Annotated in this window: 14 protein-coding genes; 9 read left to right on the forward strand and 5 right to left on the reverse strand. The window is 59.7% G+C overall.

Annotation, left to right across the window (positions count from 1 at the left end):
• Positions 1-23: 23 nt before the first annotated feature.
• Together ntrB and QVZ43_RS13770 are read right to left on the reverse strand one after the other, a co-directional pair.
• The gene (ntrB, locus tag QVZ43_RS13765; protein WP_223793003.1) at positions 24-851 is read right to left on the reverse strand and encodes a nitrate ABC transporter permease; all 828 of its coding nucleotides are present in this window, start codon (positions 849-851) and stop codon (positions 24-26) included.
• Positions 852-853: 2 nt separating this feature from the next.
• Positions 854-2,272, reverse strand: a complete 1,419-nt coding sequence (locus tag QVZ43_RS13770; RefSeq protein WP_302910386.1) for an ABC transporter substrate-binding protein — start codon at positions 2,270-2,272, stop codon at positions 854-856.
• 322 nt (positions 2,273-2,594) lie between these two features.
• Here QVZ43_RS13770 and QVZ43_RS13775 point away from each other — a divergent pair, with 322 nt between their 5' ends.
• Positions 2,595-4,535, forward strand: a complete 1,941-nt coding sequence (locus QVZ43_RS13775; protein WP_302910387.1) for a sigma 54-interacting transcriptional regulator — start codon at positions 2,595-2,597, stop codon at positions 4,533-4,535.
• Between the two features lie 229 nt (positions 4,536-4,764).
• Positions 4,765-6,441: a dihydroxy-acid dehydratase gene (gene ilvD, locus QVZ43_RS13780; RefSeq protein ID WP_302910388.1), complete on the forward strand. Its 1,677-nt coding sequence runs from the start codon at positions 4,765-4,767 to the stop codon at positions 6,439-6,441.
• A 168-nt stretch (positions 6,442-6,609) separates the two neighbouring features.
• Here ilvD and QVZ43_RS13785 read toward each other — a convergent pair whose 3' ends face one another.
• From QVZ43_RS13785 to QVZ43_RS13795, 3 genes are all read right to left on the reverse strand, one after another.
• Positions 6,610-7,791, reverse strand: a complete 1,182-nt coding sequence (locus QVZ43_RS13785) for an acetyl-CoA C-acyltransferase (protein WP_302910389.1) — start codon at positions 7,789-7,791, stop codon at positions 6,610-6,612.
• A 175-nt stretch (positions 7,792-7,966) separates the two neighbouring features.
• Positions 7,967-9,118, reverse strand: coding sequence for an acyl-CoA dehydrogenase family protein (locus tag QVZ43_RS13790; RefSeq protein WP_302910390.1), 1,152 nt, complete (start codon positions 9,116-9,118; stop codon positions 7,967-7,969).
• Positions 9,119-9,143: 25 nt separating this feature from the next.
• Positions 9,144-9,905 carry an SDR family NAD(P)-dependent oxidoreductase gene (locus QVZ43_RS13795; RefSeq protein ID WP_302910662.1) on the reverse strand — a complete coding sequence of 254 codons (762 nt, stop codon included), beginning with the start codon at positions 9,903-9,905 and terminating at the stop codon, positions 9,144-9,146.
• Between the two features lie 105 nt (positions 9,906-10,010).
• On the opposite strand from QVZ43_RS13795, the gene QVZ43_RS13800 reads away from it, so the two are divergent.
• The 7 genes from QVZ43_RS13800 to QVZ43_RS13830 all read left to right on the forward strand — a co-directional run bounded on the left by QVZ43_RS13800 (position 10,011) and on the right by QVZ43_RS13830 (position 17,794).
• The gene (locus QVZ43_RS13800; RefSeq protein WP_223792996.1) at positions 10,011-10,454 is read left to right on the forward strand and encodes a MerR family transcriptional regulator; all 444 of its coding nucleotides are present in this window, start codon (positions 10,011-10,013) and stop codon (positions 10,452-10,454) included.
• A gap of 75 nt (positions 10,455-10,529) precedes the next feature.
• Positions 10,530-11,696 carry an isovaleryl-CoA dehydrogenase gene (locus QVZ43_RS13805; RefSeq protein ID WP_223792995.1) on the forward strand — a complete coding sequence of 389 codons (1,167 nt, stop codon included), beginning with the start codon at positions 10,530-10,532 and terminating at the stop codon, positions 11,694-11,696.
• 170 nt (positions 11,697-11,866) lie between these two features.
• Positions 11,867-13,474: a carboxyl transferase domain-containing protein gene (locus QVZ43_RS13810; RefSeq protein ID WP_302910663.1), complete on the forward strand. Its 1,608-nt coding sequence runs from the start codon at positions 11,867-11,869 to the stop codon at positions 13,472-13,474.
• Positions 13,475-13,489: 15 nt separating this feature from the next.
• Positions 13,490-14,293, forward strand: coding sequence for an enoyl-CoA hydratase/isomerase family protein (locus QVZ43_RS13815; protein WP_302910391.1), 804 nt, complete (start codon positions 13,490-13,492; stop codon positions 14,291-14,293).
• A 5-nt stretch (positions 14,294-14,298) separates the two neighbouring features.
• Complete coding sequence (locus tag QVZ43_RS13820; protein ID WP_302910392.1) at positions 14,299-16,293, forward strand: acetyl/propionyl/methylcrotonyl-CoA carboxylase subunit alpha; 1,995 nt, start codon at positions 14,299-14,301, stop codon at positions 16,291-16,293.
• Positions 16,293-17,219, forward strand: coding sequence for a hydroxymethylglutaryl-CoA lyase (locus QVZ43_RS13825; RefSeq protein WP_302910393.1), 927 nt, complete (start codon positions 16,293-16,295; stop codon positions 17,217-17,219). The genes QVZ43_RS13820 and QVZ43_RS13825 overlap by 1 nt, the downstream gene beginning before the upstream one ends.
• Entirely contained in the window at positions 17,216-17,794 is a 579-nt protein-coding gene (locus tag QVZ43_RS13830; RefSeq protein ID WP_302910394.1) for a peroxidase-related enzyme, read from the forward strand. Before QVZ43_RS13825 ends, QVZ43_RS13830 begins: the two co-directional genes overlap by 4 nt.
• Positions 17,795-17,834 lie beyond the last annotated feature (40 nt).

The raw sequence follows: 17,834 nt of genomic DNA on the forward strand, positions 1-17,834 counted from the left end.
CGACACCCATGTGCCGCACCCGCTCATTCCTTGTACTCCACCAGGCGCTGAGCCCGGCCCAGAATCAGATCCAGCACCATGCCCACCACCCCGATCATCAGGATGGAGAAAATCACACTGGCCAGATCCAGGTTGTTCCACTCGTTCCACACGTAGTAACCAATACCGGTTCCCCCCACGAGCATTTCGGCAGCCACGATCACCAGCCAGGCAATACCGATAGAGATGCGCATGCCGGTCAGAATTGTGGGTGCGGCGGCCGGCAGGATCACGGTCAGCGCGGTGCGCAGTGGCCCCAGTTCATGAGTTCGCGCCACGTTGATCCAGTCCTCCCGCACGTTGGCGACACCGAAGGCGGTGTTCAGCAACATGGGCCAGATGGAGCAGATAAAAATCACAAAGATGGCCGAGGCGTCGGAATCCTGGATGATGAACAACGCCAGCGGCATCCAGGCCAGCGGCGAGATCGGCCGCAGAACCTGAATGTAGGGATTCAGCGCCTTGTACATCAGCGGCGACATACCAATCAGGAACCCGACCGGCAGCGCAATGGCCATGGCCGCCAGATAGCCAGTCAGCACCCGATAGATGGAGTAGGCGAGCTGAATACCAATGCCCTTGTCATTGGCACCGGCGTCATAGAAGGGGTTGGACAACTCCTCCCACGCCAGTGCAATGACCTTCGAAGGCGGTGGAACCCGGGATTCCTGGTCGGCCCCACCCATGAGACGCTCGTACTCGGTCATTGCCGTTTCCGCTTCCGGTGCCTGGGCAGACATCTCCCACATACCCAGCACCAGAATAAGGAACGTGATCGACACCACGGCAGCCCGAACGTTCAGGGAGGCCATGGTCACACCCTCCCGATGGCGAAGCTGCGGGCATACTCTTCCGGCTTGGTCGGATCGAACGTCTTACCCATGATGGTGTGATTCTTGTAGGTTTCGCTCGGTGCGGAATAGCCCATTTCCTGCATCAGCTTGCCGGTTTCACCCGCCAGGTAGACCTGTTCGGCAATGGCCTTGTAGTCCACATCACCCTCGATATAGCCCCAGCGTTTCATCTGGGTCAGTATCCAGACGCCCATGGAATGCCACGGGAACGGATCAAAATCGATACGGTCCGGAACGTTCTGCACCTCGCCCAGCCCGTCCGCGTAGTAACCGGTAAGCACTTGCTGTATCACCGGCACCGGCTGGTTCAGGTAGTTCTTGGGCGCAATGGCCTCGGCAATTTCCTTGCGGTTGTCGGTGTTCTGGGAGTATTGGGTCGCGTCGATGATCGAACGAAGCAGTGCGCCGTAGGTATTCGGGTTCTCGGTCGCAAACTTCTGGCTGCAGGCGAAGGCACAGCAGGGGTGGCCTTCCCAGATGTCCTTGGTGAGGATGTGGATGAAGCCCACTTTCTCCCATACCGCACGCTGGTTGAATGGGTCTGGTGACAGGTAACCATCCAGGTTTCCGGCACGCAGGTTGGCGACCATTTCGGGTGGCGGAACCACACGGATCTGCACGTCTTTATCGGGATCCACCCCGTTCTCGGCCAGGTAATAGCGCAACAGGAAATTGTGCATGGAGTACTCGAACGGCACACCGAACTTGAAGCCTTTCCAGTCCTTCGGGTCGCGCTTGTCCTTGTGGTCTACATGTAACACGATGGCCTGACCATTGATGTTCTCAACTGCTGGCATGATGTAAGGCTCGGGAGTGGACCCGGCGCCCATGGTCATCGCCAGGGGCATCGGCGTGAGCATGTGTGAGGCATCGTATTCGCCGGCCAGGGATTTGTCCCGGGCTACCGCCCAGCCAGCGGTTTTGGTCACCGTGACATCCAGCCCGTAACGCTCATAGAAGCCCATGGGGTGGGCCATGATGATGGGAGTCGCACAGGTGATGGGTACAAACCCAACGTTGAGCTTGGTTTTCTCCAGCTTGCCCATGGACTCTTTGACCGCCGCCTTGGCCTTATCCATCGGAAAGACGCTGCCCAGCAGCGCAGCGGCCGAACCCGCCCCCATCATCTTCATGAAGCTGCGGCGATTAAAGTCGTTGTGGCCAAACACCGAGCGAACTACCGCACTCTCAATGGCCCGATCCAGCATGGCCTCCGAATCGTCGGGTGCATCGGACGACTTCGCTTCCTGAACTTTCTGGACGGCAGGGCTCAACAGGCTTGAACTGGTTCCCGGCTGGCAGGTCGGGCATTCGCAGGCTTTTGAATGAATCAGGGACTGATCACCGTCGAACGGGTTTCCAAGGCTTTTCATGGTCATGGGCACGCTCCTTTGTCATTTCGGTCATGTTTTGCGCTGTCTTGGTGCAACTGGCGATGTTTGCCCCAAAACCTGATTCAGGGCTCGCCCGCCAAAACCTTTCGGCGTTCCTTCTGAATCCCACTAACGCAGAGTTCGTGCCACCACCCGATAAATTCTACAACCATATGTTTTTTATTGACTTTATCCATACCACCCTATTGCGACCGAACTACGACATTTCGTAGAAAACGAAATCTCGTCAATCCAGAAACGAAATCTCATAGTTGGCACAGCCTTTGTTTCATTTACTGCAGCCAATAATGATCAGGGAAGAAATGGAATGGATCCTACGCTGCCGAGCCAACGCATCAGTAACCCCGAACCCGCCGCCCAATCCGCCGAATGGATTGAACAACTGCCAGAAGCCGCTCTGCTGGTAGACGCAGGCGCTGACCGGATTCTCGCTGCCAACAATCCGGCGGCCCGACTCGCCGGAGTGGACCGACAGTCGTTGATCGGAAGCGCCTGTACCCGGCTATTTCCGGGGCAACGTCCGGCGCTGATCGCATTCACCGAAGAAACCCTGTTCCGCAACCTAAGCTGGAGCCGAGACTTCAGCCTTCGCCACCGGGACGGGCACTCCGTGGACCTGGAGATCTCCGCCTCAAGGACCGGAGACGCCGAGGCCCTGACCGTTCTGCTCCTGCTGCGGGATTGCCAGCAGCTTCGGAACCTCAGGGAACGCCACGAGGTCAATCGCTACCATCAGGGCGGACTGCTGGAATGGCGTCGGGTGGAAGAACTTTTCCGGGACATGGAGCGGGAAAACCAGCTCATACTCCATGCGGTGGGTGAAGGCATTTACGGTGTCGACGCGGAAGGCCGGACCACGTTCGTGAATCCGGCCGCTGAACGTATGCTCGGATGGCGTGCCGACGAACTGATGGGACGGGTGATGCACAGGGTCGCTCACCACTCGCACGAGGACGGTTCTCTGTACCCACTCAAAGATTGCCCAATCTACGGGGCCTTCCGTGAAGCCGCCGTCCGGCGTGTGGATGAGGACTATTTCTGGCGCAAGGATGGCACGGGGTTCCCCGTGGAATACACCAGTACCCCTATTCTGGACAGCGGTCACCCCATCGGCGCAGTGGTGGTGTTCCGGGACATCTCTGCTCGCCTGCAGGCCCGGGACGAGCTGAAGCAGGCGCTGGAGGAAGTGGAGAGCCTCAAGCGCCGGCTGGAGATGGAAAATGCCTATCTGCAGGAAGAACTGAGTGCCGAGCATCATTTCCACGAACTGGTGGGTCAGAGCGAGGCCATCAAGGGCATTGTCCGGCGCATTGGTCTGGTGGCGCCCACCGATGCCAACGTGCTGATTACCGGCGAGTCCGGCACCGGCAAGGAACTGATCGCCCGCGCTATCCATCAGGCCAGCGAACGGCGGGACCGCCCGCTGATCCGGGTGAACTGTGCCGCCATTCCCAAGGACCTGTTTGAAAGCGAATTCTTCGGCCACATCAAGGGTGCCTTTACCGGGGCTGTCAGCGACCGGATCGGCCGGTTCGAACTGGCGGATGGCGGCACCCTGTTCCTGGACGAGGTTGGCGAGATTCCCATCGAACTTCAGGGCAAGTTGCTCCGGGTTTTGCAGGATCAGCAGTTCGAACGAGTGGGCGAAAACCGCACCCGGGCCGTGGATGTTCGGGTAATCGCCGCCACCAACCGGGACCTCAAAGCCGAAATTCGGGAGCGTACCTTCCGGGAAGACCTGTATTTCCGCCTGAACGTCTTCCCCATCGAATCCGTACCGCTGCGCCGGCGGGTGGAGGACATCCCGCTGCTCGCCCAGGAATTCGTCAACCGCGCCAGCCAGAAGTTCAACCGCCCCTACTTCCAACTCCGCCAGCGGGATGTCGAGTTGCTGTCCACCTACAGCTGGCCGGGCAACGTGCGGGAACTGGAAAACGTGATCGAACGACAGGTGATCACCGGTGACACCAAACTGGATGTCGAGCTTTCCGGCACAGGGGGGGATTCTGCATCCAGAGGCTCGACCACGCCCATCCCTGCCAGACATTTCAGTGGCGAATTGATGACGGAAGAGGAACTGCGAGAGCTGGAAAAAAGCAACCTGATCCGGGCGCTTCAAATGACGGGGGGCCGGATTTTCGGGGGCGATGGTGCTGCGGTATTGCTGGGTCTCAAACCCACCACGCTGACCTCGAGGCTGAAAAAACTCAAAGTCGACTGCCGGGCCTTCCGTGATCCGGCTGGCTGATCATGTAGATTAACCGCTGGGCCAGAGAGGCCCGGCGTACAGCTCCCAACAAAGGCCATGGAAACAGCCGAAGAATTCCTCCACACCGGCCCCGATGCTGGTTGGCTCCCGTCCAGTTGCTATGCTTCAGTCTCAGTGGGAAACACTGGATACCGTGACTGGTGTTGAAGTGGCATCAGACGCCGTGGCACGGTTTCGGACAGCATGAACGGACCATGAGGAGCTGACCATGACGACGGACAAGCGGCGCCGGTATTCCGCACCGGTGGTAGATGGCATCAACAAGTCCGCCAGCCGGGCTATGTTACGGGCGGTCGGGTTTTCCGATGAAGATTTCCGCAAACCCCAAGTCGGCATCGCCTCGACCTGGAGCAACCTCACGCCGTGCAATATGCACATCGACGGGCTCGCCCGCGAAGCGGCCAAAGGCGCGGATGAGGCTGGTGGCAAGAGCTTGATTTTCAACACCATCACCATCTCGGACGGTATTGCTAACGGCACCGAGGGGATGAAATATTCCCTGGTTTCCCGTGAAGTGATCGCCGATTCCATTGAAACCGTGGCCGGCTGCGAAGGCTTTGACGGGCTGGTGGCCATCGGTGGCTGCGACAAGAACATGCCGGGTTGCATGATGGGGCTCGCCCGGCTGAACCGCCCTGCGGTGTTTGTCTACGGCGGCACCATTATGCCCGGTGACAACCACACCGACATCATTTCGGTCTTTGAGGCTGTCGGTGCTCACGCCCGGGGCAACATGGACCTGATTGAAGTCAAACAGATCGAGGAAACCGCGATCCCCGGACCGGGTTCCTGTGGAGGCATGTACACCGCCAACACCATGGCCTCAGCCATTGAAGCCATGGGTATGAGCCTGCCGGGCAGCTCGGCCCAGAATGCCGTCTCTGACAGCAAACTGGCCGACTGCGAAGCCGCCGGCGCGGCCGTTCTCAAGCTTCTAGAGGCGGATATCAAACCCTCGGACATCATGACCCGCGACGCCTTCGAGAACGCCATTACCGTGGTCATTGCCCTCGGGGGCTCAACCAATGCGGTGCTGCATCTGTTAGGGATGGCCAGCACCATGGGCGTGGAGCTGTCACTGGACGATTTCGTACGCATCGGCAAACAGGTGCCTGTCCTTGCAGACCTTCGCCCGTCCGGCCATTACATGATGTCGGAACTGGTGGCCATCGGGGGGATCCAGCCATTAATGAAAATGCTTCTCGACAGGGGCCTGCTGCACGACGACTGCCTGACGGTCACTGGCAAAACACTGGCTGAGAATCTCGCAGACGTTACTCCCTACCCTGAGGACCAGCAAATCATCCATGCCTTCGATAACCCCATCAAGGCCGACAGCCATCTGCGCATCCTGTACGGCAACCTCGCCCCCGAAGGTTCCGTCGCCAAGATCACAGGCAAGGAAGGCACCCACTTCGCTGGCCGGGCGCGTGTATTTCATTCTGAAGAGGAAGCACAGGAACGAATCCTGGACGGAACGGTGGTCGCCGGTGACGTGCTGGTTATTCGTTACGAGGGCCCAAAGGGCGGTCCGGGCATGCGTGAAATGCTGAGTCCCACCTCCGCCATCATGGGCAAGGGGCTGGGCAGCGATGTAGCCCTGATTACCGATGGTCGGTTCTCCGGCGGCAGTCATGGTTTCGTGGTTGGTCATATCACGCCGGAAGCCGCGGTGGGTGGGCCGATTGCGCTGGTGGAAGATGGCGACAGCATCACCATTGATGCCGTGAACAACACCATCTCCGTGGACGTTCCCGAGTCGGAAATGGAGCAGCGGCGAAAAGCGTGGCAGCAACCAGAACCCCGGTTTACCCGAGGTGTGCTGGCGAAATACGCCCGCACCGTGAGTTCTGCCTCCACCGGGGCCGTGACGGATCTGCCCTGAACTGGGCCAGGCGCCAGAATGTTCTGGTGTCTGCGCTCCGTGGCGCTAACAAAGGGGGAAGTGAGGAGGTAGACCTTTTCTTCTGGGAAAAGAAACTCGCTGCGCTCAGACAGCTTTTCCCGCCAGAAAAGGCCTACCTCCCCACGTCAAACAACCTGATTGCGGCTACTACAGCAACTCGATAGCCACCGCAGTCCCTTCACCACCACCTATACACAGGGATGCAATACCCCGCTTCAGGCCACGCTGTTTAAGCGCATTAATCAGGGTAACGATGATCCGGGAGCCGGACGAACCAATCGGGTGCCCGAGCGCACAAGCGCCACCGTAAACATTGACCTTCTCTTCCGGCAGATCCAGCGCCTGCATGGCCGCCAGGGTAACCACCGCAAAGGCTTCGTTGATCTCGAACAGGTCAACGTCGTTCACCGACCAGTTGGCCTTTTCCAGCACCTTCTCTATCGCCCCAATGGGCGCCAGGGTGAACTCGGATGGCAGCCGGGCGTGTGTGGCGTGAGCCACGATGCGCGCCTGGGGCGTCAAGCCGCGAGACTCCGCTTCGGCGGCGGAAGCCAGCACGAGAGCCGAGGCGCCATCACTGATGGAACTCGAGTTGGCGGCCGTTACAGAACCGTCTTTGGCAAACGCCGGCTTCAGGTGCGGGATTTTGTCCGGTCGGGCATTACCCGGCTGTTCGTCGGTATCGACAACCGTTTCACCACCTCGACCAGAAACAGTGACCGGCGCCATCTCGTTCCGGAACCAGCCGTTCTCGATAGCCGCCAGCGACTTGTTCAGCGAGCTGATGGCGAACTGGTCCATGGTTTCCCGGCTGATGTTCAGCTTGTCTGCCGTGCGCTGGGCGAACACACCCATCAGGCCGCCTTCGTAGGCGTCTTCCAGACCATCCAGTAACATGCTGTCCATCACCTGGCCGTGACCCATGCGCATTCCGGCCCGTGCCTTGGGCAGCAGGTACGGGGCCTGGCTCATGTTTTCCATGCCACCGGCAATCATGATGTTGTTGGTTCCGGCTTTGATCTGGTCGTGGGCCATGATCAACGCCTGCATACCGGAGCCGCACATTTTGTTGATGGTGGTGCAACCGGTGCTGTCGGGAATACCAGAGGCGCGGGAGGCCTGTCGGGCCGGTGCCTGGCCGAGACCACCCGGCAGCACGCAGCCCATGATGACATCCTGTACGTCAGCCGGCTGGAGGCCTGCTTTTTCGATAGCAGCTTTGATGGCTACCGCGCCGAGTTCCGGCGAACGCACGGAGCTGAGGGCACCCATCATGCCGCCCATTGGGGTTCTTGCTGAGCCTGCGATTACTACGTCGTTTTTGTTCATGTTTGATGTCCTCTGATTCCGGAGTTTGAGGACGCGGCGAGGTCATTCAGGGACTCGCTGTGAATACGTCCGTATACGCTCGACCAAAACATCCATGTTTTGGACGGTCCATGAAAGACTTCTCCACGCCCTCGGCAAACTTTGGAGATTGCCGCCTTTATTCTTTGTTGCTCGCTCAGGCCTTACCCAAAACTGAGCGGGCAATAATTTCTTTCATAACTTCAGACGTACCGCCGTATATCCGCTGCACCCGGGCATCCATGAACGCCCGAGAAATCGGGTACTCGGTGGTGTAGCCGTAGCCGCCGAACAGCTGCAGGCAACCATCAGCCACCCGGCACTGCATTTCAGTAGCGCTGTACTTGGCCATGGAGGCGGTTGGGGCGTCTAATTCACCGCGTTCGTAGGCTTCCACGCACTCCCGCACAAAGGCCCGGTTGACCCGGTACTCGGTTTCCATACGGGCAATCTCAAAGCGGGTGTTCTGCAGCTGGGCAAGCTTCTGGCCAAACAGCTCGCGCTCCTGCGCATAAGCAATGGTGAGATCCAGCGCGCCTCGGGCGGCGGCTACGCCAAGGGCGCCAATCACCAGCCGCTCGCGAGGAAGCTCCCGCATCAGGTACATAAAGCCCTGCCCTTCCTCACCCAGCAGGGCGGAGGCAGGAACCCGCATGTCCGAGAAGAACAGCTCCGAGGTATCGCCGGAATGCTGGCCGATCTTGTCCAGATTTCGGCCCTTGCTGTAGCCCGGAAGCGAGGTATCCACCAGGAACAAACTGATGCCTCGGGCACCGGCGCTCGGATCCGTCTTGGCCGCAACGATCACCATATCGGCGTGCTGGCCGTTGGTAATGAAGGTCTTGGAGCCGTTCAGGATGTAGTCGTCGCCGTCCTTCACTGCACTGGTGCGAATGGCCTGCAGATCGCTACCAGCGCCCGGTTCGGTCATAGCGATAGCGCCCACGGCTTCGCCAGACACCATTTTCGGAAGCCACTGCTGTCGCTGTTCGTCGTTACCGATGTGGGTCAGGTAAGGGGCAACGATGTCGGAATGCACCATCACGTTGGTGGACAGCGCGCCAAAGCCCAAGCGTGCCATCTCTTCGCCGACTACCACGGAGTACTGGAACGGTGCTCCGCAGCCCTCGAACTCTTCTGGCACATCCACACACAACATGCCGGCGTTGCCAAGTACGTTCCACAGCTCCCGGGGTACGATGCCGGATTTTTCCCAGGCTTCGTAATGGGGCTTTACTTCGGTTTCCAGCGCCTTGATAACGGAATCCCGAAACAGGGCCAGTTCTTCTTGATCGACAGGGGTTGTCATTGTTCTCTCCCGCAGGGTACTGCTGTTACTTCGGGGCCATGCGCAGGGCACAGTCCAGGCGAATCACCTCACCGTTCAGGATCGGGTTGCGCACCATCTGATCCACCATCATGCCGAATTCTTCCGGGTTACCCAGGCGCCTCGGGAATGGCAGCGTGTTGGCCAGGCTCTGCTGAACTTCCTCAGGCATGCCCGCCATCATCGGAGTCATGAACAAGCCCGGGGCAATGGTGTTGACGCGAATCCCCTCACGGGCAAGCTCGCGAGCCGCCTGCAAGGTCAGCGACACCACGCCACCCTTTGACGCACTGTAGGCAGCCTGGCCGATCTGGCCCTCGTAGGCGGCCACTGAAGCGGTGTTGATGACCACGCCCCGCTCGCCATCGGCATTGGGCTCACGCTGAGCCATCTCAGCTGCAGCCAATCGCATCATGTTGAAGGTGCCAATCAGGTTGACCTCAATCACCTTGCTGAAGTTCTCCAGCGGCATCACACCCTCACGGCCAAGGATCTTGGCGGCCGGGGCAATACCGGCGCAGTTCACCAGAATGCCACAGGGCCCATGGGCTTCACGGGCTGCCGCAAAAGCGGCTTCTGCACTGCTGGTGGAGGCGACATCACATTGGGCAAACACCCCACCGATTTCGGCAGCAACCTGCTCGCCCCGCTCGGCATTCATGTCGAAAATCGCAACTTTACAGCCTACGGCAGCCAGCGTTCGCGCCGCGCCCTCACCCAGGCCGGAAGCACCACCGGTCACAATGGCGGGTACGTTTTTGAATTCCATCATCTTCTCCTGTTTTCGGAATTTGTTTTTGTGCTCAATATGATCAGAAAACACCTTTACGTTTACGTAAACTTTATCTAACCTAGACAAAAAAAGGAACTCAACATGACCACCAAAGACACTTACACCATCAGCGACCTCGCCAAAGAGTTTGACGTTACGACCAGAACAATCCGCTTTTACGAGGCGGAAGATCTGCTCAAGCCCGCCCGCCGAGGTCAGACCCGCATCTTCAGTAAAGGTGACCGGGTTCGGCTGAAGTTGATCCTGCGGGGTAAGCGCATGGGGTTCTCCCTGGCAGAAACAAGAGAACTGTTCGACCTGTACGACAACAGCCTTAAAGGCAGCGAGAAACAGCTTTTGCTCATGCTGGAAACTCTGGCACGCAAGCGTGAACAGATAGAGCAGCAGAAGAAAGACATCGAAATGATGGAGCAGGAAATGGACTCCGCCGAAGCGCGGTGCCGTGATGCGCTGGCCGAACTTCAGAAGAAAGCCGGTCGAAAAGCAAGCTCGTCCAAGGAATCAAAAGCAACAGAGGCCGGGTAAGCCGCACTCCAAGTGCCGCACCCCGCCCAAATCAATACACGATTACTGAACATATAGAACAAGAAGGTAAGCCCAATGAAATCACAGTACTCAGAGCTCAACTTTGGCCTTGGCGAAACCCTCGACATGCTCCGCGAGCAGGTCAACAGCTTTGCCGCCGCCGAAATCGCCCCCCGCGCCGAAGAAATTGACCGCACCAACGAGTTCCCCATGGACCTGTGGCGCAAGTTCGGTGACATGGGCCTGCTGGGCATTACCGTCAAAGAAGAATACGGTGGTTCCGACATGGGCTACCTGGCCCACGTGATCGCCATGGAAGAAATCAGCCGGGCGTCTGCCTCCGTCGGCCTGTCCTACGGCGCCCACTCCAACCTGTGCGTGAACCAGATCCACCGCAACGGCACCGAAGAGCAGAAGCAGAAATACCTGCCCAAGCTGGTGAGCGGTGAGCACGTCGGCGCCTTGGCCATGTCCGAACCCAATGCCGGTTCCGACGTGATCTCCATGAAATTGCACGCCCGGGAAGAAGGCGACCACTACGTGCTGAACGGCAACAAAATGTGGATCACTAACGGCCCGGATGCACACACCTACGTCATCTACGCGAAGACCGACCCGAAGGGCGGTTCCAAAGGTGTGACTGCCTTCATCGTTGAACGTGACTACCCGGGCTTCAGCCGCCACCAGAAGCTGGACAAGCTGGGCATGCGCGGCTCCAACACCTGTGAACTGGTATTCCAGGACTGCAAGGTCCCCAAGGAAAACGTGCTGGGCGGTGTCGGCAACGGTGCCAAAGTCCTGATGAGCGGCCTCGACTACGAGCGACTGGTGCTGTCCGGCGGCCCGTTGGGCCTGATGCAGGCGGCGATGGACGTGGTAGTGCCGTACATCCGCGAGCGCAAACAATTCGGCCAGGCCATCGGCGAGTTCGAACTGGTACAGGGCAAAGTCGCGGACATGTACACCTTCATGAACACCGCCAAGTCCTACGTCTACATGGTCGCCCAGTCTGCCGATCGTGGCGAAACCACCCGCAAAGATGCTGCCGGCGCCATCCTCTACTCCGCCGAAATGGCCACCAAACTGGCACTGGACGCCATCCAGCTGCTGGGCGGCAACGGCTACATCAACGAGTACCCAACAGGCCGCCTGCTGCGGGACGCGAAACTGTACGAAATCGGCGCGGGCACTTCCGAGATTCGCCGCATGCTGATTGGTCGCGAGTTGTTCCTGAATAAATAAGGTTTCAGGACTCCAACTCCCAAGTACGTCGAGGGGGTGGGGGTTCGGCCTTCCGGGAGTGTCTGTGGCCAAGGATGGCCACAGCCAAGCACACAGGGATGTGGCCTTTGGCGCCTCCCGGAAGACGGAACCGCCAGCCCCGGATGCCCGAACAAAAGAAGGCCGGGAAAATGACCATACTCCAGAACAAAATAAACCCAAGATCGGAAGAATTTCAGGCCAACCATGACTCCATGGCGGCCGCCGTCGCAGACCTGCGGGAAAAAGTCGGAAAAATCCAGCAAGGTGGTGGCCCCACCTATCAGGAGCGCCACACTTCCCGGGGCAAACTGCTCCCCCGCGAACGCATTAACCGCCTGCTCGACGACGGCTCCCCGTTCCTCGAAATCGGCCAGTTCGCAGCCTACAACGTTTACAAGGATGAAGTCCCTGCCGCAGGCGCTATCGCCGGCATAGGACGAGTCTCCGGCGTCGAATGCATGATCGTGGCCAACGACGCCACCGTGAAAGGCGGCAGTTACTACCCGCTGACCGTCAAGAAACACCTTCGGGCCCAGGAAATCGCCCAGCAGAACCGCCTGCCTTGCATTTACCTGGTGGACTCTGGCGGCGCCAACCTGCCCCATCAGGACGAAGTCTTCCCGGACCGGGACCACTTTGGCCGCATCTTCTACAACCAGGCCCGCATGTCCGCCGAAGGCATTCCCCAGATTGCCGTGGTCATGGGCCTGTGTACTGCCGGTGGCGCTTACGTGCCGGCCATGGCCGATGAATCCATCATTGTGCGTAACCAGGGCACCATCTTCCTGGCCGGCCCACCATTGGTGAAAGCGGCCACCGGCGAAGTCGTCACTGCCGAAGAACTGGGCGGTGCCGACGTGCACTGCAAAACCTCCGGTGTAGCTGACCACTACGCAGAAAACGACGCCCATGCGCTGGAAATCGCCCGCCGCTGCGTGTCCAACCTGAACCTGCGCAAGCCCGTACCGGTGGAAGTGAAGAAGCCCAGCGAACCGCTGTACGACGCCAACGAACTTTACGGCATCGTCGGCACCGACCTGCGCAAGCCGTTTGACGTGCGCGATGTCATCTCCCGCATCGTCGATGGCTCCGAGTTCGACGAATTCAAACGCTACTACGGCCAGACCCTGGTCACCGGCTTTGCCCACATTCACGGCTACCCGGTGGGCATCATTGCCAACAACGGCATCCTGTTCAGCGAAGCCGCCCAGAAAGGCGCGCACTTCATCGAACTGTGCTGCCAGCGCAACATCCCGCTGCTGTTCCTGCAGAACATCACCGGTTTCATGGTGGGCCAGAAGTACGAGGCCGAAGGCATTGCCAAGCATGGCGCCAAGATGGTGATGGCGGTGGCCTGCGCCAACGTACCGAAGATCACCGTACTGATCGGCGGATCGTTCGGTGCGGGCAACTACGGCATGTGCGGCCGCGCCTACAACCCGGACTTCCTGTGGATGTGGCCGAACGCCCGTATCTCCGTGATGGGTGGCGAACAGGCCGCCGGCGTACTGGCCCAGGTCAAGCGCGAAGGCATGGAACGCAAGGGCCAGGAGTGGAGCGCCGACGAAGAGGCCGAGTTCAAGCAACCCATCGTCGACAAGTACGAGGAACAGGGCCACCCCTACTACGCCAGCGCCCGTCTGTGGGATGACGGTGTGATTGACCCGGCCCAGACCCGGGAAGTGGTCGCCCTGAGTCTGTCGGCCACCATGAACCGTCCCGCCGAGCCAACGCGCTTTGGCGTGTTCCGCATGTAATCGAGGAGACATCGTATGTCAGAACAAGAAACAGCGGTTCTGCTCCGGCGCCGCGATGCGGGTGTCACCGAAGTCGTGTTGAACCGCCCGGACAAGCGCAATGCCTTTGACGATGTGATCATCCAGGAGCTGATCGGTGCACTGGAAGAAGTGAACGCCGACCCGGACACCCGGGTGGTTGTCCTGCGCTCCGAAGGCAAGCATTTCTCCGCTGGTGCGGACCTGGGCTGGATGCGCCGCATGGCGGACAACAGCCATCAGGACAACCTGGACGATTCCCGGGAACTGGCGCGCCTGATGAACGTACTGAACCACCTGTCCAAGCCGGTGATTGGCCTGGTTCAGGGCGCCGCTTTCGGCGGCGCGGTAGGCTTGGCGGCCTGCTGTGACATCGTCATCGCCACCGAGAAATCCAGCTTCTGCCTGAGCGAAGTGAAGCTCGGCCTGATCCCCGCCGTGATCAGCCCCTATGTGGTCAGAACGATTGGCGAGCGACAGGCCCGCCGGTACTTCCTGTCCGCCGAAGTGTTCTCCGCCCGACAGGCACAGGATTTCGGCCTGGTTCATATCGTCTGTGACGACTTGGACGCCATGGATCAACACTGCGATGAACTGATTCAGCAACTCGCCCACAACGGCCCGAAGGCCATGACCGCGGCCAAGGACCTGATCTTCGCTGTCAGCCAGAAACCGATTGACACCGCCGTGATTGAAGACACCGCCCGGCGCATCGCCGACATCCGCGTGAGCGACGAAGGCCAGGAAGGCCTGGGCGCTTTCCTCAACAAGCGCAAGGCCAACTGGGTTCCGGAGGTATAACAACCATGTTCAGTAAAATCCTGATAGCCAACCGGGGCGAAATCGCCTGCCGGATCATCCAGACCGCTCACCGCATGGGTATCCGCTGCGTGGCGGTCTATTCGGACGCCGATGCCAATGCCCGCCATGTGGCCATGGCCGACGAAGCCTTCCACATTGGCCCGGCATCAAGCTCTGACAGCTACCTGCGTGGCGAAAAGATTATCGAAGTCGCCAGGCAGAGCGGCGCCCAGGCCATTCACCCGGGTTACGGCTTCCTGTCGGAAAACACCGAATTTGCCGAAGCCTGCGAAGCCAACGACCTGGTGTTCATCGGCCCGCCCTCCTCCGCCATCGCCGCCATGGGCTCCAAGTCCGCCGCCAAGGCAATCATGGAAAAAGCCGGTGTACCCCTGGTGCCCGGTTACCACGGCGATGATCAGTCTGTGGAAACCCTGCGCAGCGAAGCCGAGAAATGCGGCTTCCCTTTGCTGCTCAAAGCCGTTGCCGGTGGTGGCGGTAAGGGCATGCGGGTGGTCGAGAGCCTGTCTGAATTTGACGATGCCCTGGCCGCCGCCCAGCGGGAAGCCCGCAACGCCTTTGGCAACCCGGACATGCTGATCGAGCGCTACCTGACCCAGCCACGGCACGTGGAGATTCAGGTGTTCTGCGATCAACACGGAAACGGTGTTTACCTGGCGGAGCGGGACTGTTCCGTTCAGCGTCGCCACCAGAAGGTTCTGGAAGAAGCCCCGGCCCCCGGGCTGAGCGAAGAAACCCGCAAGGCCATGGGTGAAGCCGCGGTTCGTGCCGCGCAAGCCATCAACTATGTGGGTGCTGGCACCGTGGAGTTTCTCTACGATGTGGACGGCTCCTTCTTCTTCATGGAGATGAACACCCGCCTGCAGGTGGAGCACCCCGTCACTGAAATGGTCACCGGCCAGGACCTGGTGGAATGGCAGCTGAAAGTGGCCTGGGGCGAGCCTCTGCCCCTGCAGCAGTCTGACGTGAAAACCCGTGGCCATGCCCTGGAAGCGCGCATCTACGCGGAAGACCCGGACCACGATTTCCTGCCCGCCACCGGCCACCTGCGTTACCTGCGCACTCCGGATGAAAACACCCATGTGCGGGTAGACACCGGCGTGACCGAAGGCGACGACATCAGCATCCATTACGACCCCATGATCGCCAAGCTGATCGTTTGGGACGAAAATCGGGACCAAGCCATCAACCGCATGGTGCAGGCCCTGGAGAACTACCGGATTGCCGGCGTCAAGACCAACGTGCGCTTCCTGCACGCACTGGCCGACGCCCAGCCGTTCCGGGAAGCGGACCTGACCACCGGCTTTATCGAAGACCACCGGGCCTTGCTGTTCCCGGAACCAAAGCTGGATGCCCACAAGGCACTGGTGCTGGCCGCTGCGTTCATTCAGGAGCAGCACAAACCTGCTGAGTCTGACTCCACCGATCCATTCTCCCCGTTCAGCCGCCGCAACAGCTGGCGCATGAATTCCGAGTACGCCCAGCCCATGCAGTTGCAGGTCGGTGACGAGATCCACGATCTCAAAATTCTGGAGCGGAACGATGGCTACCAGGTATTTGTCGGCGACAGCGTCTACAGCCTGACCGCCCGCCTGGACGACGACTACCTGCAAGCGGTAATCAACGGCCATCGCATCAGCGTTCACGGGAATCTTCACGACAGCCAGCTGGTTCTGTTCTGTGAAGGAGAAACTTTCCAGTGCACCCTCTACAGGGAAACCTACCAGTCTGAAGACAGCGCTGGTGAAGGCAGCCTGGCAGCACCCATGAACGGCGCCATCGTGGCCGTTCAGGCTGAGGTGGGCGATGCCGTATCGGCCGGCCAGACCCTGGTCATCATGGAAGCCATGAAGATGGAGCACGCCATCAAGGCACCGGCCGATGGCATAGTCAGTGAAATCTTCTTTGCCGAAGGTGATCAGGTGTCCGAAGGCGCCGAACTGATCGCCATCGATATCCAGGAAGAGGACACAGAATAATGGCCCTACCCCAGAAAGTCAGATTGGTGGAAATGAGCCCCCGGGACGGACTCCAGAATGAGCCCGGCCCGGTGATCGCCACCGACATCAAGACTGGCCTGATCGACCGGCTGGCCGACTGCGGCCTGAGCCACATCGAGTCCGCCAGCTTCGTCTCCCCGAAGTGGGTACCGCAGATGGGCGATGCCGCTGAAGTCATGGCCGGCATCCAGCGCAAGCCGGGTGTCTGCTATTCCGCACTGACCCCCAACCTGAGGGGCTTTGAAAATGCCCTGGCGGCCGGGGTAAACGAGGTGGCGGTCTTCGCCGCTGCCTCCGAATCCTTCAGCAAAAAGAACATCAACTGCACCATCGCCGAGAGCCTGGACCGCTTTGTACCGGTGATCGAGCAGGCCCGGAAGCATAACGTTCCCGTGCGCGGCTACGTATCCACCGTGCTGGGCTGTCCCTATGAAGGCGAGATCGCACCGGAGAAAGTGGCAGAGGTTGCCAGGGGATTGTACGAGATGGGCTGCCACGAAGTGTCCCTCGGCGACACCATCGGCGTCGGCACCCCGCTCAAAGCCAAGCGCATGCTGGAAGCCGTAGTCAGACACGTCCCTATCGGGAATCTCGCCGCCCACTTCCACGACACCTACGGCCAGGCACTGGCCAACCTGTATGCGGTGCTGGAAGAAGGCGTCTCGGTGATCGATGCATCGGTCGCCGGCCTGGGTGGTTGCCCCTACGCCAAGGGTGCGTCCGGCAACGTAGCCACGGAAGATGTGCTCTACATGCTGCAGGGGCTTGGCATCGAGACCGGCGTGGATCTGGACCGACTGGTTGCCACCGGCGAGTGGATCTGCGGCCAGCTTGACCGGCACAACGGGTCGAAAGTCGGTCAGGCACTCGCAGGCAAATGCAAACAGCAGGAGGATGCCGAATGAGTCTCGACAAGGATGTGGTCGCCCTGGATCTGCCGATCCCGGAACTTTCCGATCTGCCAGAGGACACCCGGAAGTACTTTGAGATCTGCCAGGAAAAGCTGGGCATGATCCCGAACGTGCTCACCGCCTACAGCCAGAATCTCGCACAGCTAGACGGCTTTAGTCGCCTATACAACGAGCTGATGCTGGGTGAAAGTGAACTCAGCAAGCTGGAGCGGGAAATGGTCGCGGTGGTGGTCTCGTCCGAGAACAAATGCTTCTACTGCCTGGTGGCCCACGGTGCTGCCGTGCGGGTGCTTAGCGGCGATCCGATGTTGGGTGAGCACCTGGTGATGAATTACCGGAGCGCCAGGCTCGACAAGCGCCAGCGGGCGATGCTGGACTTCGCTTCCGAGCTGACCCGCTCACCATCAACCGTTACTCAGGAACATGCCCAGGCCCTGCGAGAGGCCGGTCTGAGCGACCGTGCCATCTGGGACCTGAGCAATCTGATCGGTTTTTACAACATGTCCAATCGCGTTGCGATTGCCAGTGATATGCAACCCAACCCTGAATATCACAGCCAGAGTCGCTAGCAGGTTCTGCCCTGCTTGCCCTCGACTACAAAAACAATGG

It is taken from the genome of Marinobacter suaedae, from assembly GCF_030519635.1.
GTDB lineage: Bacteria > Pseudomonadota > Gammaproteobacteria > Pseudomonadales > Oleiphilaceae > Marinobacter > Marinobacter suaedae.